Consider the following 24,498-nt stretch of genomic DNA (forward strand, 5'->3'; position numbering starts at 1 on the left):
CTCATTCTCCTTACTGTCTTAATCTCGGATCCAGAGCATCTCTCAATCCGTCACCTAACAAAGTAAACGACAACATCGTTAAAGCTATCATTACTGCGGGGAAAAACAATTGATATGGATAAAACATTAAATTTTGTTGTGCTGCGGAGGCCATAGCACCCCAACTTGTATTCGGAGATTGGACCCCTAATCCTATATAACTTAAAAATGATTCCGCAAATATAAATCCCGGAATATCAAAAGTAATAGATACGATAATTGTACCTATTGTATTGGGAATTAAATGCTTTATAATTATTTTCCAAGAACTTACTCCGAGAGCACGGGCTGCCATTATAAATTCCTGCTGTTTTATCTGAAGTATTTGACCTCTTACAAGTCTTGCCGTTCCACACCATCCGGTGATAGTAAGAGCAATAAGTATTGAACCCACACCTTTGCTTTCCGTTATCAATGAAATCAAAATAACTACTATCAAATACGGCACGCTTACCAATATTTCCACTATTCTCATCATTATATTGTCTACATTGCCTCCAAGGTAAGCACAAATCCCGCCATAAATACAACCTATAACCGATACGACCAAAGCTCCCAACACACCGATAAGCATTGAAACTCTTCCGCCTTTCCACACTCTGGTGAATATATCCCTTCCAAGTTCATCGGTTCCAAACCAATGTTCAGCACTGGGCGTTTCATTCCTGTCCTCAACAATTATCTGATCACTGGAATATGGGGTCAAGGTTGGACCTATTACTGTCATCATAATCAAAACTATAAGTACTATCATTGCCACCATTGCCGTCTTATTTGTTTTCAGCCTTCTCCAAGCATCCTGCCAATAAGTTATAGTAGGCCTTGCTATCTTCTCACTATTAGCATCTTCGCAGCCAATGATTTTGAACTTTTCATCTATCATTTCTGTCATTGAGTTTCCCTCCAATCATTTATATGGTATATAATTAACCCCACATTTACTTATTATCAGCATCAGCAGAGACCCTCATTCTCGGATCGGCAACACCATATAAGATATCTACTACCAGCAAGGATACTATATACAGCGCACAATAAAAAATGGTTAAACCCATTATCATACTAAAATCCCTGTTATTGATTGAACCTACCAACTCCGAACCTATACCCGGAATAGCAAAGATACTTTCTATAACAAAAGAACCACTAAATACCCCTGCTATCTGAGGTGCTAAAATAGTTATAGCCGGAATAATTGCATTTCTTATAATATGTTTCCATACCAAGCTTCCGGTGGAAACCCCTTTTGCCTGAGCTGTCAAAATATAATCCTGACCTATTACATCAAGAACACTTGACCTCATATACCTGGCATAAGTTGCTATTGAACCAAAGCATAACGCAATGGTAGGAAGTACCGTAAACTTTGTACCTCCCCATCCGGCAGTAGGCAGCAATTCAAATCTGACGGTAAACACATATTGCAATAAAGCTGCCAAAACAAAGCTCGGAAGACAGACTCCCAATATTGCTATAAACATAACCAGATGGTCAGGCCATTTATTTCTTTTAAACGCGGCAACGATTCCAAGTATTATACCTACGGTAACTCCGATAATCAAAGCCTGAATTCCCAACCTGCCGGATATGGGAGCATGTTTTATTATAGTGCCGGTAACACTTCGTCCGGGATATGTCAGAGATTCTCCGAAATCCCCATGGAATACGTTCTTCAAAAACCTCACATATTGCTGGGGAACACTTTTATCCAATCCGTATTTGGCATAATAGTTAATCCTTATTTGTTCCGGTAATTTTCGAGCCAATGAAGCCAGAGGATCTCCCGGCATTGCATGCATTAAAAAAAACGTGATGGTAATTACAACCCACAATGTAAATATCATGTATAAAACTCTCTTTAAAATATATCTGAGCATATTATTTCCTCCATTTATACATCAAAATACAATTCAAGTAGTTTATGCGGCTAAATAGCCGCATAAACTACCGAAAAGTTATTTCCCTCTGCCTTCAGTATATGCATATTTAAATTCCATTCCAGATGCAAACAACGGACTCATAGTACCTTTTACGTAATTATACTTAAATGTACTATTTTTCATATACACATATGGTGAAATAACCGCATCATCACATAACAGGATTTCTTCGGCACGTTTGAAACATTCGAGCCTTTCTTCATCGTCCAGACTCTTCTGTGCTTTCTTAATCAAATCATCATATTCCTTATTTGACCATGATACCTGTGACATGCCACTGCCTGTCACCCACATATCCAAAAATGTCATAGGATCATTATAATCACCTGTCCATGCCATACTTGCAACCTGATAGTCTTTTTTGTTTGTTCTGTCCAAGAATACAGGCCAATCTACATACTCCGCTTCAACGTTTATCCCAAGTGTCGTTTCATATTTTTGCTGGAAATATTCCGCAAATCTTCTGTTCTCAGCACTCGTCCCTGACTCTAACATAGTAACGGTTACTTTACCCGGGTCCGGGTCCATCCCAAGTTCTTTTAACCCTTTTATCAATAATTCCTTTGGATCCGGGTTTTCTTCCGCCAATTTTTTCAGAGGTTCTTCGACTACTTCTCTGTATTGTTTGTCTCCTATGGTCATATCAGGCGGTACAAATCCGTAAGCAGGTCCCGCTATCCCGTAGTACAAAACATCAACTATTTCCTCTCTGTCCATGGCTAAAGAGAATGCTTTTCTTACATTGGCATTCTTGAAAAGCTTATCCTCCTGATTATAAAACTCATATGCAGTTGTCGCACGGAACCGACTTGTATAATTCAAGTTCTCATCTTTTTTAAATTTTTCAACCCATTCCGACTGTGTTATTCCAGCCATATCCAACTGGCCACTGGAAAGCATATTGGCTCTTGTATTTGGATCAGCTACGACTTTGTACGTTAATTTATCTAATTTAACATTATCTTTATCCCAATAATTTTCGTTTTTTTCCAGAACAAGTTGATTTTTATGAGTCCATTCGGTTAGTTTGAAAGGCCCGCAGGATATTGTATACTCAGCTTCGGTTCCGCTTTTGTCTCCCCATTTCTCCACAAGATCCTGTCTCTGGGGATACATGGTTTTAAACGCAAGCAATTTTTCAAAATATGCGCATGGTCCTTCCAAAGTTATTTCCAAGGTCTTATCGTCTACCGTTTTAACTCCCAATTCATCCAAAGGCTTCTCTCCGGTATTACATACTTGGGCGTTTTTTATAGGATATAATAAAAATGCATAGGTAGAAGCTACCTTCGGGTCAACAGTTCTTTTAATCCCATATTCGAAATCCTTTGCCGTAATCGTTTTCCCGTCAGACCATTTATAATCTCTCAGATGAAATGTCCATACAAGCCCGTCATCGCTTACATCCCACTTTTCGGCACCTGCCGGCTTATAAACATCTGTTCCGTTTTCATCCACTTCTACCCTTGCTAATCCTTCCGTTATCTCATTTAAAATCTGTGATGAATATACATCACTGCTCTTTGACGGATCAATCGCCTGAGGTTCGTCTGTAGTCGTTGTTATGTATTGTTCGTCGTCTATTTTGTTTTCCGTTTCAGTTTTTTCGCCTTCAGGGTTATTTGCTTTTTTTGTTTCTTCTCCGCAACCCGTCAAGGTCACAGCCAATAAGGCAACCACCATTACTACTGCCCATATTCTCTTGCTTTTCAATTCAACTCCCCCTTTAATAATTTTTCTGATATTTCGTAAATTCTGAATTTATATACAAAATTATTCGTTTCAGAATAATTTTCGTATCGGTTTTAAAACAAAGTCTGCATATTATTCATTCATAATTACAAAGATTCTTTCTAATTAAAATTATATATACATATTTTTATTAATTCTATACCATATACCTTCCTTAACGATAAGTAACTTATGTTCAGTAAAGCGAGGAAATGTGTAATATTACAGGGACCTATTTAGTCCAGAATTACTATATGATAAATATTTTCTGCTCATTTCAGAATAATTTTTGTATCAGTTTTAAAGCTTTAATCTGATTTCTGCAGGTATTTTTGAATTCTTTAATTTTCCGTTTAATTAATATGATAATAATCAAGTGCAAAAAATACAACCCACTTCAAAGTGGTATTCCCATAGTTTGGTAACCACGGTTTTACAATTAATATGCATTTAAATTAACTATTCCTTTTAATATTAAAAATATCTTCTATCGGTATTTCCAAAACCCGAACTAATTTGACTAAATTTTCATAGGAAGGTCTGCTTCTGTTAGTTTCTATATCGCCAATAAATCCAACAGATATATTGGTTGCTTTTGATAATTCTCTAATAGTAAGCCCCTTTTTAAGCCTATGTTCTTTTATAATATATCCAAGTTGTATTTTATTCACCGGACATCCCCCTTACTTAAATGTATGTTATATATTTACATATTGCAATAATGTTGTAAGTTAATATAGTCCGTTTTTTTACCTTTATCAACATATTTCTTTTATTTACTCACTGTTACATAAATTTCCGTAATATATAAACGTACATACATAATGTATGATGATATTTTTTTTATGATATTATTATAGATGTACGTTATTAACGAAAATAGAAGGGTGAGCCTGATGATAGATAATTTAGGTATAAAAGTTAAATATTTAAGGAAGGAAAGCGGATACAGCTTAAGAAAATTTGGCAAAATATGTAATTTATCTCATTCTTATATCAACGATATAGAAAGAGGAAGAACCAATCCGTCTATCCAAACTTTGAAAATCATTGCTGATAAGTTGAACACAAATATGTCATATCTATTAGGAGAATCTAACAATCAATGTCAGCTTATAAAGGAAAGCAGCGATAAAAAAGAATATTGTTATAATACAGAAGATTATGAAATAATAAAAATTCTAAACAATAATCCTAAAATTAAACACATTATTTATGAACTTAAAAATAGTTCTGCTAAAAGGATCGATATTTTTTTAAAAACCTGGGATTTCGTTAAATCCATATCTAAAAACATTGATAAGTAGGAGCAGGAAAAAAAGAGAAGCCGCTAAAAGAATACTTTTTTAGTGGCCTCTCCTATTTTCTTGTCCATGCTGAACAAATCCCTGTATTTGTATACATATTTTGGGATATCGAACTATCTTATAAATTTTAAATTCTATTTATCAAAAGCTTGGCTTAAAAGTAAAGTTACTTTACTGTCCCTAAACCCTTTTAATACTATCTAAATCAAAATAAACATTTCTTGCTTTAAACGGTGAAGGATTGGTATATTGTAACTTAAATTTTTCAAAGTCACTTATTCTTTTGGTGTGATAATAGGGCCTGTCAAATCTTAGTTTTTCATTTCTAATCCAATCCGGAACCTCTATATTATTTGTTTGTAAATAATAATCTATTAACGCCGATGCTTTAGTTAAATACTTTATTTCTTTATCGTTGCATAAATCTATATTTACCGGTTTCTTCAGACTATTTATAAATTTTATATCTTTGTATTTTAATATCTCAATCAGTTGATTAAAACTCGTATCTTCATCAGGATAATCAAATAATGCTTGTAAATATTTATTCCCAATCATATCCTAAATCCTCTCCCAAATATTTAATAAAATTCGTTTGCCTTTCTCATAACGGTCAACACTCCGGCACAGTAAGATAATTTTGTATACTTGCATAAGTATTGATTTTGCAAAACTCTTAATATTTCTTCCGCAATAAAATAAAATTCTTCATCATCCCAATATTTATTATATATCCTTTTACACTTTTCCAATTCACTTTTATTTTCAAAAGAAACGTCCCCCAAGATTATCTTTCCTGTTTCAGTTAACATGGGAGAAAGTAAATTTATAAAATTTATTTTCTCTTTATCTGTTATATGATGAATTGCATAAGTACTAATAATATAATCAAATTGGCGGTTTTTAATCTCATCGGGTATTCCCTCTTTAAAATCCCAATTTATTAATATTGCCCGGGGCATTTTCTGTTTTGCGATATCTATCATATTACTTGAAAAATCAATTCCAGTAATATTATATCCTTCATTATAAAGCTTGGAAGTTAATATCCCCGTTCCGAAACCTATGTCTAAAATATCCGCGCTATTTTTTCCTTTGACTTGTTTGTATATATAGTTGAGTACATCTTTATATCCCGCAAAGGGATATTCGTTGCTTTCTTCACTCATATTTACGCTTTTGTCATAACCATCGGCCCATAAATCAAAGCCCTTACTGTCCAGCATTTTAATTTCTCCCCCTCATGCAATCAATAATTATATTCATATTTTCCGATACTTATTTTTTGAGTTGGTATCTCATTCTCCCATGGTTTCCTTATTTCTATAAGATTTAAAACGTTATAACCTCTTTTTAATAAAAATGGTATGATCTTATCATTATTTGGATGAATCCAATTATAAACCGTATTTTCCCCTAATTTCTTTGCTATTTCCTCTGCTTTTGCATATAATTTTGAACCTATTCCTTTCCTTCTTGAAGTATCAGAAACAAACAGGGATTCTGCCCATACCACATCACCGTCAATTCTGCAAACCAAATAGCCTAACAATTCATTATTACTACCTTCGGCAACAAATATAGGAAATTTGGCTTCTATGTATTCTCTAAATTCTTCTTTTGCCTGCTCTATGTTAGCAGATGATTTAATGCCTTTAAGTTCTTTTAATTCTACTCTAAACTGTGCTATTAATCCCGATATCCTTTCTTCATCTTCAAATTCTGCTGCTCTTATAATCATACGCTCACCTTCTCCCAGCCTAATTACCCTTTTTATCATAAAGTTTAACTTAAAACATTAAAAAATTATTTTTCAAATAGTTAATATCTTCTCTCTTCATTACGTTAAACAACTCAATTGTAAAAATAAATTAGACCTTTTTAAATTGATTCTTATAATACCAATATACTACTTCTTTTTTAAAAAACGTTTCTTCTTTACGTTGTCAATAACTTTATGACAGCTTTCCCAATCTATGTGTTTTACCTTCTTAAATATCATATACATTATAATAATATTAGAAAATAATTTTTATGTCATTATCATAAGGTGCTGTCCCGTCAAAAATATTTTTATATGAGCACATCCACGTTGGAGTAAATCCACTTCTATATGCAACAGATTGTGATGCTATATTGGATGAAGCAGTTCCATAATCATTATTGCAAGATTACTTACTAAACTTGTAACAAGCTCTTTATTCCTGAATTGTGGTAATACATCAATACCTATTTGCCACATCAAATTACTATCGGCTGATGCTCCTGCTATTGCCACAATTTTATTATTATACATTGCATATATTACAATTACATCTGGTCGCGGATGATTTACATCGTATTGAATTGCATTTTCAAAACCTGAAATTTTATATAAATCATGTATTTCTTTTCCCTCTTTTATGTAAAAATTAAAATCATCAGGCATAGGCAATTTTTTCAGCCTATTACAATCAGGTATATAATAAAGAGAATGTCCAAATACAAATGGGGCTACGAATATATCTTCTCTTGTTTTATTTTCTAATAATGGTTTTACCTTTGTTAAAATATTACTATCTGCTGAAACAACTATACCTTTACCCATAGTTACAATTTCAAGAAAAGGAGATTGTCTATCAAACATTCTTCTTCCTCTATTTAATTTTGCTTCAAAAAATACTATACGTCTTTAACAAAATCCTCTGTATTGCAATTCATATCTATTGCCAATTGTTTTCTTACAATTTCTAATATTTTAGATTTATTAAATTTCATAATTCCCACCCCTATAATTAACTTTTTGTAAGCCTGCTTGTTGTAAACTTTGTTTCGTTTAATAATATTACTTATTATATTTTGCTTTTATGGTTTTTAATCATAACTTTTTTAATTAACGATTCCAGAATCTCATTAGATATAACTTCCATTAGCTTTCTACTTTTAATATTATTAGTCAACAAGAACTATCTGCTATATGCCTAAATATCTTTTCCAACCATTTCTCTCAAATCTTATTAAAGCCTTGTTATATTGGTCTTCAAAGGTGTCTTCGGTTGGATGATCTAATTTATCATTAATTTTATTAAAAATATCTTCTGCTTCACTTTTTGTAATCTCCCTAAAATATACGCATAAAGCCAAAATATTATTGTGTGTTAGAGTGATAAATTCGTTTAACCATTTAAATTCAGTATAATTATCTGATATTATTATTGGAATTCTCAATGCCTGGGCATATCCTGAACATTCACTTTCTCCCGGCCCGATTACCTTTTTCTTATCTTCAATAATGTCTCTTGCAAGTATATTTACAGATATATCTTTCTTCCTATCCACTATCTTAAATATGCTTCCGTCTTTATAAACGGCTTGGTTAATTGTACTATAGTATATTCTTGCATTTTTCTTTATTTCGATCTCATATACAAATTGCGGAATAATAATTTTTTTAAATAAAAGTTCTAAAATATCCAACCTGTTAGCCTCAGCTAAATTAATTAAGATATCCGCATCAGAAACTGCACCCACATACCTCATTTTAATAGTCCTCTTCCAAGGGATACTCATACCCAAATTGTTTTGGTGTCAGCCCAATAAATTCAAGGCTGTTTTTCATATTCTTATATGAAATATTCCCTCTTTCGTAATTACTTTTTACAAATTCTATATATTCTTTGGGTACATACATTTCTTTTGATGGAATTATCAAGTCAATATCATAACCTTCCCGTACGGTTAAAAGTTGAAGTTGTTTTGTATTTTTTAGTGAACAGATATCTGCGAGTTCTTCATATTTATCGATAGAACATAAATCAATCTGAACAAGCCTTTTTAACATTGCCTTATAACTTACTTTAAAATAATTGTGAATTCTAACAATATGCCTTGGTAAAATGCTGTCTTTATCTACATTAACAATTTTATAAAATATTTCTTTTACATAATCTTCGGGCATTAAAAATTCGGAAGCAAATACATCCGCTTTAGTATCTTCCTCTTTATGCTTTTCATCATCTAAAAAAATTTTTTCTCTTTTCAAAGTATCAGCATTATAAATAAGGTGGTATAATTCGTGAGCACCGGTATAGCGTTCATGCCCCAGAGTAAAATTACTGTTTAAATAGACAATAAACTGTCTCTCAAAATAGGTGCTAAATCCTGATAATTCGTCTGTATCCAATGGCTTTCTTATTAAAAATGCAGCCTCCGATAAAATATCAAATATATCAGAAAGCCCTTTTCTGGCAAATTTTATTCTCACATCTTCTGCCAAATCTTTGATTTGCAGTCTGAAGGATGCTTCCGGGAGATTCAAATTAATCTTTGACATTTTAACACTCCTTCCATAGCGGCTTTCTCTCTTGTGGTTTAAACTCTCCATTATATATTTTCTTTTGATAAATAAACATCTTTATCATATCCTGAAGTTTTTCCACTTCTTCAATTGTTTTCTCTGAGAAATGTTTCTTTCTGAATAGTGTAACTAAATCATCGTCTTTATCTTCTTCAAAAAGATCGTTTAGATCTATATTCAGAATTTTGCATATAGCATTTAATTCCACAGCAGATATAGTCCTGTTGCCGTTTTCTATTTTGCTTAATGTTTCCCTGCTCATGTCAATATCTTTTTCGGCAAGTTTTTCTACTACTTCTATTTGGCTTAATTCTTTTGCCTCTCTACTAGCTTTTATTTTTAATCCGATAGGAATATTCTTCACCATTTTCAAACCCTCCTTGTAATATTATATTACATCAGTATTTGTTTATTGTCAATATTTTGTGTATTTATGTAATAATTTATTACTAAAATATCAGATTAACGAGAATATCCAATTAAAATACTACCTAAACATTTGAAAAAATTATTCTTCATACCGAATTAGCTTCTTTGCCAGTTCCTCATTTTAAAGAAAAAAAGCATGCCGTGGGGTTCAGAAATTTCCCATTGATCATGCTTTTATTATTTCCTATATCTCTTAGAATTTAATGACAGTCGGTTTGTCTGTGAAAGAGTAGATGGTTGCTGTGGCATCTTTAAGATAAAAAACTTGGCAGTTGCCGTCATCGGCTTTATACATTTTCTGAAGGGATGGATAAGCGTCCAACATATGCTGCCTTGCTTCTACTCTGTCATCCTCAACTGCAACGGCTTCTATTCGAATCCACTTATCATCTGTCATGCCGCAGATTTCGATTTTAGGATTTTTCTTCATTTGTTTGGATACATTTTTGACTTTGCCTGTCTGAATATAAAGTTTATCCTCAAAAATCTCTGCAGTGCCAAAAGGACGAACTCTCGGCTGGTCATCTTCGACGGTCGCCAAATAATAAGCACCGCATTTTTTCAAAAATTCACAAACTTCTTTCATAATAACTTTCTCCTTTTCTATTAATTTTTATAAAAAGTTGACTTTTAGTCCCTTCTTATGTATTATTAAATCATCGTACAATATTATGGTCAAGTACGATTTTTTAATATACTTAGTATTAATTATGATACTATAAGGAGGCAATTATGCAACAAGATTTGTTTGGAATTTGTCCGTATGTTACGGCGCAAAAATTGCTTACAGGAAAATGGACCTTGCTCATCCTACACCATTTAAGTGAAAAAACCATGCGTTTTAATGAACTGAAAAAGGTTCTACCAGATTTGACCCAGTCCACCTTAACAAAGCAACTGCGCATGATGGAAAAAAACGGATTAATTATCAGAACCGTATACAATCAGATTCCGCCAAAGGTGGAGTATTCCCTTAGCCCATTGGGCAAGCATTTTAAACCTGTATTAGATGCACTTGAAATCTGGGGTGAGGAATATATCGAATATCTAAAAAGCAATAAAGGTTAAGGAATATGGTTTTTAAAAAAAGCATGCCATAGGATTAGAAAATTTTCCTTTTGATCATGCTTTTTTATAAAAGATTATTTTATATTTCTCTTCTTCCTTCCATAGCCTTAGATAAAGTTATCTCATCAAGGTAGTCCAAGTCTCCCCCCACAGGTATTCCGTGGGCAATTCTTGTTGTTTTTATTTCAAAGGGTTTTAACAGTTTTGCTATATACATTGCTGTTGCTTCCCCTTCTACTGTGGGATTTGTAGCAAGGATCACCTCTTTTATTTGCCCGTCTTTAATTCTTTCTAAAAGTTCCCTGATCTTTATATCATCAGGGCCTATATTTTCAATAGGTGATATGGCTCCATGAAGAACATGATACAGACCATGATATTCTCTTGTTCTTTCCATTGCAACTACATCTTTTGGACCTTCTACTACGCATATAGTAGAGGTATCCCTTTTTTTATCTGTGCAAATATAGCAAGGATCATCATCAGTCAAATTACAGCATATGCTGCAATATTTTACCTTCTCTTTTGCATTAATAATTGAATTTGCTAATTTTTCCGCATCTTTAGTATCTGATTCCAATACATAAAAGGCTAATCTTTGAGCAGTTTTCCTCCCTATTCCGGGAAGTTTGGAAAACTCTTCTATTAAATTTGCTATAGGCAAAGCATAATAGTCCATTTTATCACCCTTTTCTAAAATAACCCGGGAATATTCATTCCTCCTGTTATCTTCTTCATTTCCTCCTGTACATAATTTTCTGCATTCCTCAGAGCTTCGTTTACTGCTGCCAATATTAAATCCTGAAGCATCTCCAAATCATCCGGATCGACTACATCTTTATCTATAGTAATAGAAATTAATTCTTTTTTCCCGTTAGCTTTAGCTACTACCGCTCCTCCTCCTGCACTTGCCTCCACTTCTTTTTCTTCAAGCTGGCTTTGAAGTTCTGTCATCTGCTTTTGCATCTTTTGAACTTGTTTCATCATATTTCCCATATTTCCCCCTCCAGGGAATCCGCCTTTAGCCATTATTCTTCCTCCTTATTCTTTTTTTCAACTTCAATTAAATCCTTTCCAAAAAAATCAATTATGGGTTTAAGAATGTCTTCCTTTTCTTCTTTATTTATTTCTAATAAATTTTCCCCTTCCATTACAAATCGGACTTTTATCTCTTTATTAAAATACTCGGATAAAATCTTTTCAACAAAATTCTTGTTGTCATCCTTGCTTATGGCTTCTCTGTGTATACCATAGCCTTGTTTATATTCTATGGATAAAATACCATTTTCATATGATATGGGAGAACCTTCTATTAGTAAAGCATGAATAACTATTTTTTTCTCTTTTATGAATTTGAGAACATTGTCCCATCGTTCCTTTATAATATCTATATTGAGCTCATTTCCGTCATCTCTTTGACTCTTTTCTGTCTTATCAACTTTATCTGCTGGTTTATCTTGAGCATTAATTTTTATTTTTTCTGTTTTGTGAGGCTTTTCCTTTTTTTCTTCCTTTGGTTTATGGTTAACCGGTATACTTCCATTAGCTATTATATCCTCTAGGTCCTTTACTCTTTCATAAATATCTTTTTCTCCTTCCATCTTTATAAGTCTTATAACAGCCATCTCAAGTATAATTCTCGGTTGAGTCGACCATTTGGCTTTATTTTCACTATCATTGAAAATATTTAAAGCTTCAAGTATAAAAGACAAGGACATATCCTGGGCTTGTTTTTTATACATTTCGATTATTTCCGGCTCCATTTCAATGATAGTCGAAGGGTGAACGGAAGTCTTGATAATCATGAGGTTTCTAAAATGATATATTAAATCCTTTATAAACTGATTTATGTCCTTTCCGTCCTGGATTATTTCATTTATCAAATTCAATGCTTTGTCCAATTCTTTATATTTTATATTATCTACTAATTGAAATATTAAATCATAATTCGTTATCCCCAGTATTTCTAAAGCATCTTCCATGGAAATATGCCCTTCTTCAAAAGAAATACATTGCTCCAAAAGGCTTAAAGCGTCCCTCATTGCGCCGTCACAATTCCTTGCTATAAGATGTAGCACGCTTTCATCTACTGACACATTCATATCAGAACATATTTTCTTCATATTACTTACTATATCATTTACAGTAATTCTTTTAAAATCAAATCTTTGGCATCTGGACAAAATAGTCTGAGGTAACTTTTCCACTTCTGTCGTTGCTAAAATGAATATCAAATGTTCCGGAGGTTCCTCCAATGTTTTCAAAAGTGCATTAAACGCTCCCTTAGAGAGCATATGGACTTCATCTATTATATATACTTTATATTTACAATTTGAAGGAGGATACTTCACTTTTTCTCTCAGTTCTCTTACATCTTCTACGCTGTTGTTGCTTGCTGCATCCATTTCAATTACATCCATTATAGTCTCATCCATTATCCCTTTGCATATCTCACATTCGTTGCAGGGGTTCCCGTCAACAAGATTTAAACAGTTAACAGCTCTTGCAAATATCTTAGCCGTAGAAGTTTTCCCTGTCCCTCGGGTTCCGGAAAAAAGATAAGCATGCCCAATGCTTCCGTGTAAAATCTGATTTTTAAGAACTGTGGTTATATGTTCCTGTCCCCACACTTGGTCAAAAGTTTGAGGACGATATTTCCTATATAAAGCCTTATACATGTTATTCACCTACATTATCATAATATATATATTATATCAGAACTTCATTATAAATACACCTCAAAATTGAAAGCCATGATTAAATACAGCAAAACTTTATTCTATAGCTAAAGCATCGCTAAAATATAGCTGTTGACATATAAAAATTTCTAATGTATAATATATTTCTGTAGTTGATAAGTCATATATCAATATATAATATGTAGAGCAACACACGGAGAGGTGGTTGAGTTGGTTGAAGGCGCTCGCCTGGAAAGCGGGTAGACGAGTATATCGTCTCGCGGGTTCGAATCCCGCCCTCTCCGCCATTTTAACCTTTGCCGTACTAGATGGGAAATTAGCGGTGTCCTGTACCTGCAATCCGCTATAGCAGGATTGAATTCCCGGCCTCGGCTTTTTTGCAGTAGGGTTCGCCTTAGATAAGTGGCAATGATTATTGGGCCCTGCGCAATGAAAATTTATGAACCCCGTCAGGTCCGGAAGGAAGCAGCGGTAAATAGACACTTTCATGTGCCGTAGGAAAACCTAATGTGAGTTAACTACCTAAGTAACACCTAAGGTAATAAGTCAAAGCCGGGTGTACGGCTACATAAAAAAACCTTTAGCATTATTCTTAATGTTAAAGGTTTTTATTATGCAAAATAATCTTTTATCCCTTAAAAGTTTTACCTTCTTTATAGTTATATTCCGAAACAAAATTCTTTCCATAGGTCAATCCCGCAACAACCTTCGGATCTTCGGATTCTTCAAGCTGTATAAATCCATCATAAAGGGGTTTGACTATCTTTGCAGCGGATTCATATAAGTCCGGATTCCTTAAATTTTCAGCTTTTGTTATAAGTTTGTTTAAATAGATATATATTTCTCTTAGATTACGAGCTATCTCGGAATCCCCTTTTAAAGCGGATATAAGTTCTGCTAATATATCCCTTGAATTATTATTTATGAAGTTCAAAGTTTCCCTGTCATTATCCTCTATCGCCTTAATACTATCATTGAAATTATCTATAAGGGCTTCATAAAGAATGGCAATAAGTCCTGCAGAATTTGTACTGCCTATTCTCCTCTCCACCTCTGATCTGTTAAGCAATTAATATCATCTCCTACTGTCTTAAGAGCTGTAATACAGTCTGGGGAAGCTCGTTTGCCTGAGCAAGCATTGCCGTTCCTGCCTGCTGCAGTATATTCAGTTTCGTATATTCGGACATCTCGGATGCCATATCCACATCCTCTATTCTGGACATAGATGATGTCAAATTCTCCACAGTATTATCCGTATTTTTTATTGTATGCTCAAGACGATTTTGATAAGCTCCGAGCTTAGAACGCATATGAGCAACCTCATTAACTGCATCATTATAAACTGTTATACACTTTTCAAATATGGGAGATGTAAGTGCTCCGCTACCTATTGTACATTTTCCGCTGCCGTTGATATCTGAAATCAGCATACCGCTGCCTATAATATTTAATCCGCTTCCGCTTGAGTCAGTAACCGTTACATTCATGTCCTTCATTTCAAGTTCTATAAATTGCCCTTCATCCGCTCCTATCTGAAGCCTTAAAGTCTGACTTCCGCTTCCGCTTACTCCAAGATCTCCCTTAAGAATGGGGATGCCGTTAAATTCCGTATCCGTTGCAATCTTATTTATCTGTTCCGTTAATTCTTTAATTTCATCTGCTACTGCTCCTAAATCTTCATCCTTATACACTCCGTTTGCTCCCTGAACACAAAGCTCTCTCATCCTTTGAAGCATGGAATGAACTTCATTTAATGCTCCTTCTGCTGTTTGAATAAGGGATATCCCGTCTAAAGAATTTCTGGAAGCCTGTTTAAGTCCATTTATCTGAGCTTTCATCTTTTGAGAGATGGCAAGCCCTGCCGCATCGTCAGATGCTCTGTTTATTCTTTTGCCTGAAGAAAGCTTCTCCAAAGTTTTTTGCATAGCCTCAGTATTGATGTTTAGTATTCTATGAGTATTTAATGCCGGAATATTATTATTTATTCTCATTGTTCTCCTCCTCAATGTTAATTTTTTCTACAAAAGATAAAGTCTCTTTCAATATTAAAAACATCTCATCCGGTACTTTGTCTATTACGTCCTTTTTTCTACCTTCCCGGGAAATTATTTCTTCGCTGATCTTCTTTTTCTCATATGCCCTTTTTATTTGTTTTTTTTGTACTATTCTTAATTTCACCTTTATATCTTCCTATCAATTAATTTAAAAGAATAATTTACATTCTTCTCTTTTCCCTTCTTTGACAAACCTTTTAAATTGTATCCGATACTTTCTAATTTTTCTTTTAAGATTTGAGACTTTTCTATTATTAAATCCGCCCCTTCTCCATCGATCTCACCAAATATATTTTTGCCTTGAGTTCTTAATTTAAATTTCACATCTCCCATATTCGGCGTATTGATATTTAGAAGAAAAGTCATTTTATCTTTATCTATTCCTTTTTCTCCGTCTAAAATTATCAATTGAAGATTTTCAAAATCATCTCCCAAAGTTATGGGAAATTGAATCATCAAATCTTCCTTTGAAATGAATCTTTGATTCCTCTTTAATTCCTTTATCTCCTCATATAATTGGTTTCTGTCCTTTTTTTCTTCCAAAAAACTTTCCAATTCCTGAAAGGCTTTCATCAGGTCTTTATATTTTTCTTTAATTCTTTCATTACCTTCTTTAATATTATCGGAAAGATCTTTACTTTTTTTCTGAAATTCTTCCACAGCTTTTTCTATTCCTTCATTCCCATAACTTGTCTCCTTTGAAAGCTTTTCTGTTAAACTTCCGAATCCTATTTTATTAGAATTAAATCCATTTAAATCATTCAATTCTTTTAAAGATAAATCCAACCCGTTTTTCATCGATGATGATAAAAGTCCGAATTCTTTTCCTTTTAAATTTTTAATGCTGTTTATAAACCTTTCCACTTTTTGATTCTTAAAAGATTTTTTTTCGATATAGTCATTTACTTCGCACAGAGGAAGCAATTCTATATCCATTCCTTCCTTTACAGATTCTTTTACCATATTCGAAGTTAAAGAATTTTTAACTTTGAAATATTCTGCTCTTATCATATTTATACTATCATCTGAAACCTCTCCCACAGAGGATACGGTATTCCCGTCAATTTCCAATTCCCTCTTACTTTCCATTAAATGATAAAGAGATATTTGAGAAAATCTTTTTGCTGCCAAGGAAACTACATTTTTATCCAAATCCCCCACTTCATTAAATATTTTAACCAGATTAGAAACCTTATCTATTACTTTTCTATTATCACCACTGATATTATTATTTTTCTCCGAAGAAATGCTCTTTAATTTATCAATATTAAAGTCTTCTCCTTTTTTAAGAAGCAATACCAAATCTTTATCATCTATTTCTTTTAACTCGTTTATTTTACTTATTACTTCTTGTACCTCTGATTTACCAGCTTTTCCTTCCGGTTCTTTTCTGATTATGGCAAGAAGGGATTTAATATCTTCTGTCAGGGGATCTATTCCTTGGTTTATAACCTTCGCAGCACTTTCCTCATTAAAGTTTTGTATCAGTTGGGACAGATTTTCCTTCATTTCCCTCATCTTATCAATATTTTCTATTTTCACATCTACATCCGAAAGAATAAAATCTCTTATAATGAGGACATTTTCTTCTGTATTGTCAATATTCAACTTGTTGATCATATTATAGATTTCTTCTGCATCTACTTCTTTTGTTATCGTAAATTCTTCATATCGTTCAGAACCAAAATTAAATTTCATCTCATTTTGGGAATAGGAATGTTTCAATTTATATAGATTATTTATATTTACCGAAATATCATCGGACATGGTAGATATTAATACCTTATTTTCTATATCCTTTAAATCATACAATTTATATACGACTTCTCTGACATTTTCAATATTTTCTTTCGTTATATCCATTCCCTCTTTATAGAGAGCAATAATGCTGTCATATATATCTTTACCCATAGTACGTCCATATATCTTTACCGCTATTTCCTCCGCATCTTTTAAATCAATACTTCTCTTTTTAAAAATTATATCCTTCAATGATATTTTTTCTTGTCCTTGGATATCCTTTAATGCTTCAACAATTTTTGATAAGGGATCTTTTTCTATATCTATTCCCTTTTTCATCAATTTAATGGCCGTGGAATAATCTATTTTTTCTATTACATCTTCCAAACATTTTTTCGAATGAAGGATGGAACTGATATTATCCTCTGTCAGAGGAATACCTTCGTCATAAAGGGACTTAAAAGCCTCCGTTGTCTCTTCTTCCTTTTCTATTCCCAGTTCATCCATCATCTGCTCAATCTTATTTACTTGTTTTTCCTCATATTCTTGGTCCACTACCTTCATCTTGCAAGACAAAATATTTTCTTTTTTAATATAGGCCGAATCTCCTATATCCTCCGGTATCTCTTCCTTCAATTTAAGAGAATAATATACGTTCTTATTCTCTACCTTAGCCTTTAATTCCACATTTTTGCCTTCTTTGGAGCATATCACTCCTTCCACATCGTAAGGAAGAGTAGGCCTCACACTATAAGCATTGAGCACATTTTCTTTTGTTTCTACCTTTATGGGATCCATGTTTTTCATCCTTTACACTTTTCTAAGATTTTTATCGACAATATTAAAATATTCTTTATATCCAACTATTTCATTCCATATTATTTGACGATAATGTATAATATAAGATAGAAGAGAGAGGAGTGATTCCTTAGTGCAGATCGAAAAAGTGGGAACAAAACATTTGGAACAGATCGAAAAAGTACAAGTGAATAAAAAAGATGATATAAACGTAGAATTCAGAGAAAAATTGGATAACATTCAGCAAGAACAGATAAGGGAAGAGCTGAAGGTAATTTTTACTCAGATTGAAAAGGAGTCCTCGAAACTTCAAAATAAATTATTTATTGAAGATCTGGTTGAATATAAAAAATTTGTTAAAAAATTTCTTCATCTTACTGTCAATAACTCTCACGTATTCTTTAAAGAAAATTCTTTGGATAGAAGAGGGAGACATAGGGTATATTCTTTAGTGAAGATGGTAGATAGTGAACTTGACGAATTAACTAAGGACTTTCTGGATGTTGAAAACAACCGATTAAAAATACTAAAAAGATTAAACGACATAAAAGGATTGCTTCTGGATATATTAACATAAAATATTAAATTAGGAGGGATTGAAAGTGGAAATAAGCTTAAAAAATTTGCTTCTTGCAGGAATAGGGAGTATAGCTGTAAGTTATGAAAAGGGAACGGAAATGATTGAAAACCTTGTAAAAAAGGGAGAGCTTACAATTACTCAGGGAAAAGAATTAAACGAAGAACTTAAAAAAACAGTAGACACATACAAAAAAGATAATTTCAACAAAAATATTGATAAAGAAACATTAAAATCAGCTTTATCGGAATTGAACCTTCCCACAAAACAGGATATTGAAGAATTAAAACAGAGAATAGATAATATTGAAAAAAATAATTAATTGGGAGGTTAAAAAATACCTTGAAGAATCAGGGTATTTTTTATGAACATGGATAAATATTATACAAGAGATAGGCTAAAAGAAATTATATCTGTATTTTTAAAGCATGGATTTAAAAATAACATCAGGAATCCTAAGGAATTTCGCCGTGCTTTGGAAGACTTAGGTCCTACATTTGTAAAAATCGGTCAAATATTATCTACAAGACCTGATATCCTGCCTAAAGAATATATAGAAGAATTAAAAAATCTTCAGGATAATGTAAAATCCGAGGATTTTAATGTTATAAAAGATATTGTGGAAAAAGAACTTCAAAAACCTATAGCACAAGTGTTCCCTTATTTTGAAAAAAAACCTCTTGCTTGTGCATCTCTTTCTCAAGTCCATTTAGCAAGAACCAAATCCGAAAATATCGTAGCAGTTAAAGTGCAACGCCCTAATGTTAAAGAAAAGCTTATGGCCGATATCCATATACTTAATAAACTTACCCCTTTTATTAATTTAATTTCCCAAGGGGAAGTAATAAACGCAAAAGAAATAATAGACGAGTTGTCCGATGCAGCAAAAAAAGAGCTGAATTTTCTGAGTGAACTCAACAACATAAATAGGTTTAACGAAAACAACAAGGATGTAAAATATATGGCATCCCTTAAGGCCTACAAGGAATATTCCACAGATAAAGTCCTCGTAATGGATTATATAGAAGGTATCAAAATTGACAATATAAAAAAGCTTGAAGAAGAGGGATACGACCTTAAAGATATTGCGGAAAAGCTCACATATAATTATTTTAAACAGATATTTGAAGATGGATATTTTCATGCCGATCCTCATCCGGGAAATATTTTAGTTTCAAATAAAAAGATAGGGTATATCGATTTTGGCCTTATGGGAGAACTTAATAAAAATTTAAGGAAACACTTAAATGAATTCCTTAAAGGTGCTGCTAGCGAAGATATTAATTCTATGGCCAATTCTGTATTAAAGATTGGAATAAAAAGGGGACCAGTAGATATAAACAAATTCCATTCCGATATAGAAATGATGTACGATAAATATATAGGCGAATCCATGGGTGAATATGATCTCCCACAAATAATGGAAGAAATCCTTAAAGTATGTAAATCAAACAATATAGCTATGCCAAAGGATGTAGCCCTTTTGGCTAAAAGCCTAATGACAATACAGGGACTTTTAGCAAAGTTGGATAAGGATATGAATTTAATAGATATAGCCGAACCTTATGTGGCAAGCCATATCATACAGGAAAATTTAAAGGAAATCAATTCAACCAATATGTTGAAATATTTATATACTTTCCTAAAATCCAATATAGAACTATCTCCCAAAGTTTTATTGCTTATAAATCACGCCTTAGGCGGAAGAATGAAGCTTAATCTTGAATTTAAAAATATGGAAAACAGTATATCGGAATTAAACAGAATGGTGAATAGATTGATCTTTGCTATAATAGTAGCAAGCCTGGTAGTCAGCAGTTCTCTTGTCATCAATGCAGATATAGGAATTAAAATATATAATATACCCATAATCGGCCTTGTCGGATATTTGGGAGCGGCCATAGCAGGTTTTTGGCTTCTTATTTCCATATTAAAATCAGGGAAACTATGAAAAAGGCTTCTATATTGAAATATTACCATATTAATAGAGGCCTTTTTTGAAACTTACTTTGGATCACATACTAAGGTATATTATGGCTTTCCTATGGGTTATAAAAAAATATTAAAAATGGATAAAATATATTTAAATAATCTATTGATTTTTTAAATGTCAGTTATTATAATATTATTGAAAGGTCAAAGAAAGTCAAAGTTAAATCTTTTTCTCCAAGGAGTTAGGAGGTGTGTATTTATGCAATATAAGGATTATTATAAAATATTAGGTGTGGATAAGAATGCAACTCAGGATGAGATTAAGACGGCTTACAGAAAACTTGCCAAAAAATATCATCCTGATTTAAATCAAGGCGACCCTAAGGCCCAAGAAAAATTTAAAGATATAAATGAAGCAAATGAAGTTCTTGGAGATGAAGCAAAACGAAAAAAATATGATGCCTTTGGCAGTGGCTATAATTTTTCTAACGGTCAGGATTTTGACCCCTCTCAATTTGGATTTGATAATTCCGGAAAGGGGTTTAAATATACTTATACTACTGGTAATGGCGGCAATTTTGGTGGTTTCAGCGATTTCTTCAATATGTTCTTTGGTGGAAATGATTCTAACATAGAAGATCTGTTTAGAGGAAATACCGGCAGAAGAAGAACTTCTTTCTACGAAGAACCCAGGCAAAATTATGAAACAGAGTTAGGTATCAGTTTGGAGGAAGCCTATAATGGTGTCGAAAAACGAATATCTTTGTATATAGGAAATGAACTCAAAACTATTTCCGTAAAGATTCCAAAGGGCATACTTCCCAATAAAAAAATAAAAATCAGAGGGGAAAAAGTAGGCGTAAGGGGAGACATCTATATAAAGATAAATATATTAAATAATTCAGAATATGAAATAAAAGGTTTGGACATAATCACCAAAATTAAGCTCTTGCCATGGGAAGCAGCTTTTGGAACTAAGTTGGTAGTAAGTACGATTTCAGGAAAAATAAAAGTCAAAATTCCTGCCGGAGTTCAATCCGGTCAGAAAATAAGAATTCCCTCCAAGGGATATAAGGATATGAAAAATAATACAGGTGATTTATATATAGAAATCTTAATAGTCAATCCTAATGTTCTTTCTAAGGAGGAAGAAAAACTTTATAAGGAGTTAAAAAATATTTGCGGGTATAATCCCAGAACATAGAGGTGATATATATGGATATAAACAAATTTACCCAAAAAAGCCAAGAAGCTATACAGAGAGCACAGGAACTAACAATAAAATATGAAAATCCTCAAATTGAAGAGCTGCATCTTCATTTGGCCCTTATGACTCAAGAGGAAGGTCTGATTCCGAAAGTACTGTCTTTTATGGGAGAAAAACCATCTCTTATAACCGCTGATGTAGAGAGAGAAGTTAAAAATTTGCCTAAGCAGTACGGCGACGGTTCAAGTGCCGTATATCCTTCCAGAACATTTTCAAAAATACTGTTAAAGTCAGAAGATGAATTGAAAAAATTCGGAGACGAATACGTAGGAGTAGAGCATCTTTATATTGCACTATTAAAAGAAAAAAATATTCCGTCTGAAAAAATATTTAAAAAATATAATATAAATTTGGAACGATTCTTAGAAGCATTAAAGAAAATAAGGGGAAATCAAACCATTACTTCCGATAATCCGGAAGATACCTATAATCCGTTAAAAAAATTCGGAAGAAACTTGGTAGAAGAAGCTAAAAGCGGAAAATTGGATCCTGTCATAGGAAGAGACGATGAAATCCGAAATGTGATCAGAATACTTTCCAGAAGAACAAAAAATAATCCCATATTAATAGGAGAACCGGGAGTAGGAAAAACCGCAATAGTGGAAGGACTTGCCTTGAGAATTGTAAACGGAGATGTCCCGGAGGGCCTTAAAGAAAAGACCATATTTGCTTTGGACATGGGGGCATTAATTGCAGGGGCTAAGTATAGAGGAGAATTCGAAGAAAGATTAAAAACAGTTCTTAAAGAAGTAGAAAAATCCGAAGGGAAAATAATAATGTTCATCGATGAAATTCACAATATTGTCGGTGCAGGAAGAACGGAAGGCTCAATGGATGCATCTAATCTTTTGAAACCAATGCTTGCCAGAGGAGAGCTTCATTGTATAGGTGCCACTACTTTGGATGAATACAGAAAATATATCGAAAAGGATGCGGCTTTGGAAAGGAGATTCCAGAAGGTATTAGTGGAGCAGCCATCAGTAGAAGATACCATCTCCATTTTGAGAGGAATTAAAGAAAAGTACGAGATTCACCACGGTATCAGAATCTCCGATGGAGCAGTTATTGCTTGTGCTACTCTTTCCGACAAATATATAAGTGATAGGTTCCTTCCCGATAAAGCAATAGACCTAATGGATGAAGCATCTGCCATGATCAGAACGGAAATAGACAGTATGCCTGTAGAATTAGACGAAATTCGAAGGAAAATAATGCAACTTGAAATTGAGAGAGAGGCTCTTAAAAAAGAAACCGACGAGAGTTCTCTAAAAAGACTGAAAAAGTTAGAAAAAGAGCTTTCCGAATATAAATCCGATTATGATGTAAAAAAAGCTCAATGGGAAAGTGAAAAGAAGAATATAAGAAAAGTAAAGGAAATAAAGGAACAGATAGATAAGTTAAAATGGGAGATTGAAGAAGCTCAAAGAAAATACGACCTGGGGAAGCTTTCAGAACTTAAATACGGTAAGCTCCCTGCATTGGAAAAAGAATTGGAAGTTGCCAAGAATGCCAATAAAGGCGGCGAAAGGATGTTAAAAGAAGAGGTTACCGAAGAGGAAGTCGCTGAAGTTGTTTCTAAATGGACAGGAATACCTATTACCAAATTAGTTCAAAGTGAAAGGGAAAAATTGCTGAATTTAAATAAAATCCTCCATAAAAGAGTAATAGGTCAAGATGAAGCAGTAGAAGACGTGTCTAATGCGGTCTTAAGAGCAAGGGCAGGACTTAAGGCATTAAACAGGCCTGTAGGTTCTTTTATATTTCTTGGTCCTACGGGAGTAGGAAAGACCGAACTTGCTAAGGCTTTAACCGAATCACTCTTTGATGATGAAAGAAATATGATAAGAATTGATATGAGTGAATATATGGAAAAATTCTCTGTATCAAGACTTATCGGTGCTCCCCCGGGATATGTAGGATATGATGAAGGAGGGCAATTAACGGAAGCGGTAAGAAGAAAACCATATTCGGTGATACTCTTTGATGAAATAGAAAAAGCTCATCCTGATGTCTTTAATATACTCCTTCAGGTTCTCGACGACGGGAGACTTACGGATAATCAAGGAAGAACGGTAGATTTCAGACATACGGTCATAATAATGACATCAAACTTAGGATCTTCTTATCTGTTGGAAGGTTTAAAGGATGACGGCAGTATTTCCGAATTTGCAAAAGAAAAGGTTAACGAAGAAATGAGAAGGACTTTTAAACCTGAATTTTTAAACAGAATTGATGAAATAGTAACGTTTAAGCCTCTTCAAAAAGATGAAATATACAAAATAATTGATTTGTTAATGAATGAAATAGAAAAAAGGCTTGAAGACAGAGAAATCACTTTAAATTTAACCGGTGCCGCAAAGGAATTTGTTTTAGATAAAGCGTATTCGGTACAATACGGTGCAAGACCTATAAAAAGGTTTTTGGAAAAGAATTTGGAAACCGAGCTTGGAAAAATGATTATTAAGGGCGATATAAAGGATAAGGATAAAGTGATAATAGACGTGGACAAAAACAGTTTAGTTTTTCGTGTTGAATAATGTTAATGGGGCAGCTCAAGGAACTGCCCCATTAAATTTTTCTT

At 33.2% G+C, this 24,498-nt stretch carries 26 protein-coding genes, 1 tRNA gene and 1 other RNA gene; 9 read left to right on the forward strand and 19 right to left on the reverse strand.

What is annotated here, in order from left to right:
• Nucleotides 1–10: 10 nt before the first annotated feature.
• From PP176A_RS07710 to PP176A_RS07725, 4 genes are all read right to left on the reverse strand, one after another.
• Nucleotides 11–931, reverse strand: coding sequence for an ABC transporter permease (locus PP176A_RS07710; RefSeq protein ID WP_071139889.1), 921 nt, complete (start codon nt 929–931; stop codon nt 11–13).
• Between the two features lie 46 nt (nt 932–977).
• Entirely contained in the window at nt 978–1,916 is a 939-nt protein-coding gene (locus PP176A_RS07715) for an ABC transporter permease (RefSeq protein WP_071139890.1), read from the reverse strand.
• 78 nt (nt 1,917–1,994) lie between these two features.
• Complete coding sequence (locus PP176A_RS07720) at nt 1,995–3,692, reverse strand: peptide ABC transporter substrate-binding protein (RefSeq protein WP_071139891.1); 1,698 nt, start codon at nt 3,690–3,692, stop codon at nt 1,995–1,997.
• A 473-nt stretch (nt 3,693–4,165) separates the two neighbouring features.
• The gene (locus tag PP176A_RS07725; RefSeq protein WP_071139892.1) at nt 4,166–4,381 is read right to left on the reverse strand and encodes a helix-turn-helix domain-containing protein; all 216 of its coding nucleotides are present in this window, start codon (nt 4,379–4,381) and stop codon (nt 4,166–4,168) included.
• Nucleotides 4,382–4,606: 225 nt separating this feature from the next.
• Between PP176A_RS07725 and PP176A_RS07730 the strand changes: the two genes are divergently transcribed.
• A complete protein-coding gene (locus PP176A_RS07730) occupies nt 4,607–5,017 on the forward strand; it encodes a helix-turn-helix domain-containing protein (RefSeq protein ID WP_071139893.1) in 411 nt (136 codons plus the stop codon).
• A 180-nt stretch (nt 5,018–5,197) separates the two neighbouring features.
• Here the strand turns inward: PP176A_RS07730 and PP176A_RS07735 are convergent, their stop codons facing one another.
• The 8 genes from PP176A_RS07735 to PP176A_RS07770 all read right to left on the reverse strand — a co-directional run bounded on the left by PP176A_RS07735 (nt 5,198) and on the right by PP176A_RS07770 (nt 10,368).
• Complete coding sequence (locus tag PP176A_RS07735; RefSeq protein WP_071139894.1) at nt 5,198–5,575, reverse strand: hypothetical protein; 378 nt, start codon at nt 5,573–5,575, stop codon at nt 5,198–5,200.
• Nucleotides 5,576–5,598: 23 nt separating this feature from the next.
• Nucleotides 5,599–6,243 (reverse strand): class I SAM-dependent methyltransferase, encoded by a 645-nt coding sequence (locus PP176A_RS07740; RefSeq protein ID WP_071139895.1) that lies wholly within the window; start codon nt 6,241–6,243, stop codon nt 5,599–5,601.
• Between the two features lie 23 nt (nt 6,244–6,266).
• A complete protein-coding gene (locus PP176A_RS07745) occupies nt 6,267–6,758 on the reverse strand; it encodes a GNAT family N-acetyltransferase (RefSeq protein WP_071139896.1) in 492 nt (163 codons plus the stop codon).
• 390 nt (nt 6,759–7,148) lie between these two features.
• Nucleotides 7,149–7,643, reverse strand: coding sequence for a hypothetical protein (locus PP176A_RS07750; RefSeq protein WP_071139897.1), 495 nt, complete (start codon nt 7,641–7,643; stop codon nt 7,149–7,151).
• 326 nt (nt 7,644–7,969) lie between these two features.
• Entirely contained in the window at nt 7,970–8,536 is a 567-nt protein-coding gene (locus PP176A_RS07755) for a hypothetical protein (RefSeq protein WP_071139898.1), read from the reverse strand.
• Nucleotide 8,537: 1 nt separating this feature from the next.
• Nucleotides 8,538–9,329 carry an ImmA/IrrE family metallo-endopeptidase gene (locus PP176A_RS07760; RefSeq protein ID WP_071139899.1) on the reverse strand — a complete coding sequence of 264 codons (792 nt, stop codon included), beginning with the start codon at nt 9,327–9,329 and terminating at the stop codon, nt 8,538–8,540.
• Between the two features lies 1 nt (nt 9,330).
• The gene (locus PP176A_RS07765) at nt 9,331–9,720 is read right to left on the reverse strand and encodes a helix-turn-helix domain-containing protein (protein ID WP_071139900.1); all 390 of its coding nucleotides are present in this window, start codon (nt 9,718–9,720) and stop codon (nt 9,331–9,333) included.
• A gap of 255 nt (nt 9,721–9,975) precedes the next feature.
• Nucleotides 9,976–10,368: a pyridoxamine 5'-phosphate oxidase family protein gene (locus PP176A_RS07770; RefSeq protein WP_071139901.1), complete on the reverse strand. Its 393-nt coding sequence runs from the start codon at nt 10,366–10,368 to the stop codon at nt 9,976–9,978.
• Between the two features lie 146 nt (nt 10,369–10,514).
• Between PP176A_RS07770 and PP176A_RS07775 the strand changes: the two genes are divergently transcribed.
• The gene (locus PP176A_RS07775; RefSeq protein WP_071139902.1) at nt 10,515–10,850 is read left to right on the forward strand and encodes a winged helix-turn-helix transcriptional regulator; all 336 of its coding nucleotides are present in this window, start codon (nt 10,515–10,517) and stop codon (nt 10,848–10,850) included.
• Between the two features lie 79 nt (nt 10,851–10,929).
• Here PP176A_RS07775 and recR read toward each other — a convergent pair whose 3' ends face one another.
• The 3 genes from recR to dnaX are packed head-to-tail and all read right to left on the reverse strand — an operon-like array spanning nt 10,930 to nt 13,528.
• Nucleotides 10,930–11,529, reverse strand: coding sequence for a recombination mediator RecR (recR, locus tag PP176A_RS07780; protein WP_071139903.1), 600 nt, complete (start codon nt 11,527–11,529; stop codon nt 10,930–10,932).
• Nucleotides 11,530–11,543: 14 nt separating this feature from the next.
• On the reverse strand, nt 11,544–11,879 hold the full coding sequence (locus tag PP176A_RS07785; protein ID WP_071139904.1) for a YbaB/EbfC family nucleoid-associated protein: 336 nt from the start codon (nt 11,877–11,879) through the stop codon (nt 11,544–11,546).
• Nucleotides 11,879–13,528, reverse strand: a complete 1,650-nt coding sequence (dnaX, locus tag PP176A_RS07790) for a DNA polymerase III subunit gamma/tau (RefSeq protein WP_071139905.1) — start codon at nt 13,526–13,528, stop codon at nt 11,879–11,881. The genes PP176A_RS07785 and dnaX overlap by 1 nt, the downstream gene beginning before the upstream one ends.
• A gap of 216 nt (nt 13,529–13,744) precedes the next feature.
• Between dnaX and PP176A_RS07795 the strand changes: the two genes are divergently transcribed.
• Together PP176A_RS07795 and ffs are read left to right on the forward strand one after the other, a co-directional pair.
• Nucleotides 13,745–13,836: transfer RNA gene (locus tag PP176A_RS07795), tRNA-Ser, on the forward strand.
• A 12-nt stretch (nt 13,837–13,848) separates the two neighbouring features.
• An RNA gene (gene ffs / locus PP176A_RS07800) (signal recognition particle sRNA large type) lies at nt 13,849–14,113 on the forward strand.
• 64 nt (nt 14,114–14,177) lie between these two features.
• Here ffs and PP176A_RS07805 read toward each other — a convergent pair.
• Genes PP176A_RS07805 through PP176A_RS07820 form a run of 4 tightly spaced genes read right to left on the reverse strand, consistent with a single transcriptional unit; the run spans nt 14,178 to nt 18,141 of the window.
• Nucleotides 14,178–14,618, reverse strand: coding sequence for a flagellar export chaperone FliS (locus PP176A_RS07805; RefSeq protein ID WP_071139906.1), 441 nt, complete (start codon nt 14,616–14,618; stop codon nt 14,178–14,180).
• A gap of 13 nt (nt 14,619–14,631) precedes the next feature.
• Complete coding sequence (locus PP176A_RS07810; protein WP_071139907.1) at nt 14,632–15,540, reverse strand: flagellin N-terminal helical domain-containing protein; 909 nt, start codon at nt 15,538–15,540, stop codon at nt 14,632–14,634.
• Complete coding sequence (locus tag PP176A_RS07815) at nt 15,527–15,727, reverse strand: hypothetical protein (RefSeq protein WP_071139908.1); 201 nt, start codon at nt 15,725–15,727, stop codon at nt 15,527–15,529. The genes PP176A_RS07810 and PP176A_RS07815 overlap by 14 nt, the downstream gene beginning before the upstream one ends.
• A 2-nt stretch (nt 15,728–15,729) precedes the next feature.
• Entirely contained in the window at nt 15,730–18,141 is a 2,412-nt protein-coding gene (locus tag PP176A_RS07820) for a DUF6240 domain-containing protein (RefSeq protein ID WP_071139909.1), read from the reverse strand.
• A 133-nt stretch (nt 18,142–18,274) separates the two neighbouring features.
• Between PP176A_RS07820 and PP176A_RS07825 the strand changes: the two genes are divergently transcribed.
• From PP176A_RS07825 to clpB, 5 genes are all read left to right on the forward strand, one after another.
• Nucleotides 18,275–18,718, forward strand: coding sequence for a YaaR family protein (locus PP176A_RS07825; protein WP_071139910.1), 444 nt, complete (start codon nt 18,275–18,277; stop codon nt 18,716–18,718).
• Between the two features lie 25 nt (nt 18,719–18,743).
• Nucleotides 18,744–19,040, forward strand: coding sequence for a phasin family protein (locus PP176A_RS07830; RefSeq protein WP_071139911.1), 297 nt, complete (start codon nt 18,744–18,746; stop codon nt 19,038–19,040).
• Between the two features lie 42 nt (nt 19,041–19,082).
• Nucleotides 19,083–20,669 carry an ABC1 kinase family protein gene (locus PP176A_RS07835; RefSeq protein ID WP_234958877.1) on the forward strand — a complete coding sequence of 529 codons (1,587 nt, stop codon included), beginning with the start codon at nt 19,083–19,085 and terminating at the stop codon, nt 20,667–20,669.
• A gap of 240 nt (nt 20,670–20,909) precedes the next feature.
• Nucleotides 20,910–21,854 (forward strand): DnaJ C-terminal domain-containing protein, encoded by a 945-nt coding sequence (locus tag PP176A_RS07840; protein WP_071139912.1) that lies wholly within the window; start codon nt 20,910–20,912, stop codon nt 21,852–21,854.
• An 11-nt stretch (nt 21,855–21,865) separates the two neighbouring features.
• Entirely contained in the window at nt 21,866–24,454 is a 2,589-nt protein-coding gene (clpB, locus tag PP176A_RS07845) for an ATP-dependent chaperone ClpB (protein WP_071139913.1), read from the forward strand.
• Nucleotides 24,455–24,498: the final 44 nt, after the last annotated feature.

The sequence above is a fragment of the Sporanaerobacter sp. PP17-6a genome (assembly GCF_900095615.1).
Classification (GTDB): Bacteria; Bacillota; Clostridia; order Tissierellales; family Acidilutibacteraceae; genus Acidilutibacter; species Acidilutibacter cellobiosedens.

Bases quoted from the DNA above. Each gene is read 5' to 3' on its own strand.
- PP176A_RS07740 (WP_071139895.1), bottom strand. From the start codon at position 6,243: ATGCTGGACAGTAAGGGCTTTGATTTATGGGCCGATGGTTATGACAAA.
- PP176A_RS07820 (WP_071139909.1), bottom strand. From the start codon at position 18,141: ATGGATCCCATAAAGGTAGAAACAAAAGAAAATGTGCTCAATGCTTAT.
- PP176A_RS07765 (WP_071139900.1), bottom strand. From the start codon at position 9,720: ATGGTGAAGAATATTCCTATCGGATTAAAAATAAAAGCTAGTAGAGAG.
- PP176A_RS07750 (WP_071139897.1), bottom strand. From the start codon at position 7,643: ATGTTTGATAGACAATCTCCTTTTCTTGAAATTGTAACTATGGGTAAA.
- PP176A_RS07840 (WP_071139912.1), top strand. From the start codon at position 20,910: ATGCAATATAAGGATTATTATAAAATATTAGGTGTGGATAAGAATGCA.
- dnaX (WP_071139905.1), bottom strand. From the start codon at position 13,528: ATGTATAAGGCTTTATATAGGAAATATCGTCCTCAAACTTTTGACCAA.
- PP176A_RS07730 (WP_071139893.1), top strand. From the start codon at position 4,607: ATGATAGATAATTTAGGTATAAAAGTTAAATATTTAAGGAAGGAAAGC.
- PP176A_RS07710 (WP_071139889.1), bottom strand. From the start codon at position 931: ATGACAGAAATGATAGATGAAAAGTTCAAAATCATTGGCTGCGAAGAT.
- PP176A_RS07760 (WP_071139899.1), bottom strand. From the start codon at position 9,329: ATGTCAAAGATTAATTTGAATCTCCCGGAAGCATCCTTCAGACTGCAA.
- PP176A_RS07735 (WP_071139894.1), bottom strand. From the start codon at position 5,575: ATGATTGGGAATAAATATTTACAAGCATTATTTGATTATCCTGATGAA.
- PP176A_RS07770 (WP_071139901.1), bottom strand. From the start codon at position 10,368: ATGAAAGAAGTTTGTGAATTTTTGAAAAAATGCGGTGCTTATTATTTG.
- PP176A_RS07835 (WP_234958877.1), top strand. From the start codon at position 19,083: ATGAACATGGATAAATATTATACAAGAGATAGGCTAAAAGAAATTATA.
- PP176A_RS07785 (WP_071139904.1), bottom strand. From the start codon at position 11,879: ATGGCTAAAGGCGGATTCCCTGGAGGGGGAAATATGGGAAATATGATG.
- PP176A_RS07755 (WP_071139898.1), bottom strand. From the start codon at position 8,536: ATGAGGTATGTGGGTGCAGTTTCTGATGCGGATATCTTAATTAATTTA.
- PP176A_RS07810 (WP_071139907.1), bottom strand. From the start codon at position 15,540: ATGAGAATAAATAATAATATTCCGGCATTAAATACTCATAGAATACTA.
- PP176A_RS07715 (WP_071139890.1), bottom strand. From the start codon at position 1,916: ATGCTCAGATATATTTTAAAGAGAGTTTTATACATGATATTTACATTG.
- recR (WP_071139903.1), bottom strand. From the start codon at position 11,529: ATGGACTATTATGCTTTGCCTATAGCAAATTTAATAGAAGAGTTTTCC.
- PP176A_RS07745 (WP_071139896.1), bottom strand. From the start codon at position 6,758: ATGATTATAAGAGCAGCAGAATTTGAAGATGAAGAAAGGATATCGGGA.
- PP176A_RS07775 (WP_071139902.1), top strand. From the start codon at position 10,515: ATGCAACAAGATTTGTTTGGAATTTGTCCGTATGTTACGGCGCAAAAA.
- clpB (WP_071139913.1), top strand. From the start codon at position 21,866: ATGGATATAAACAAATTTACCCAAAAAAGCCAAGAAGCTATACAGAGA.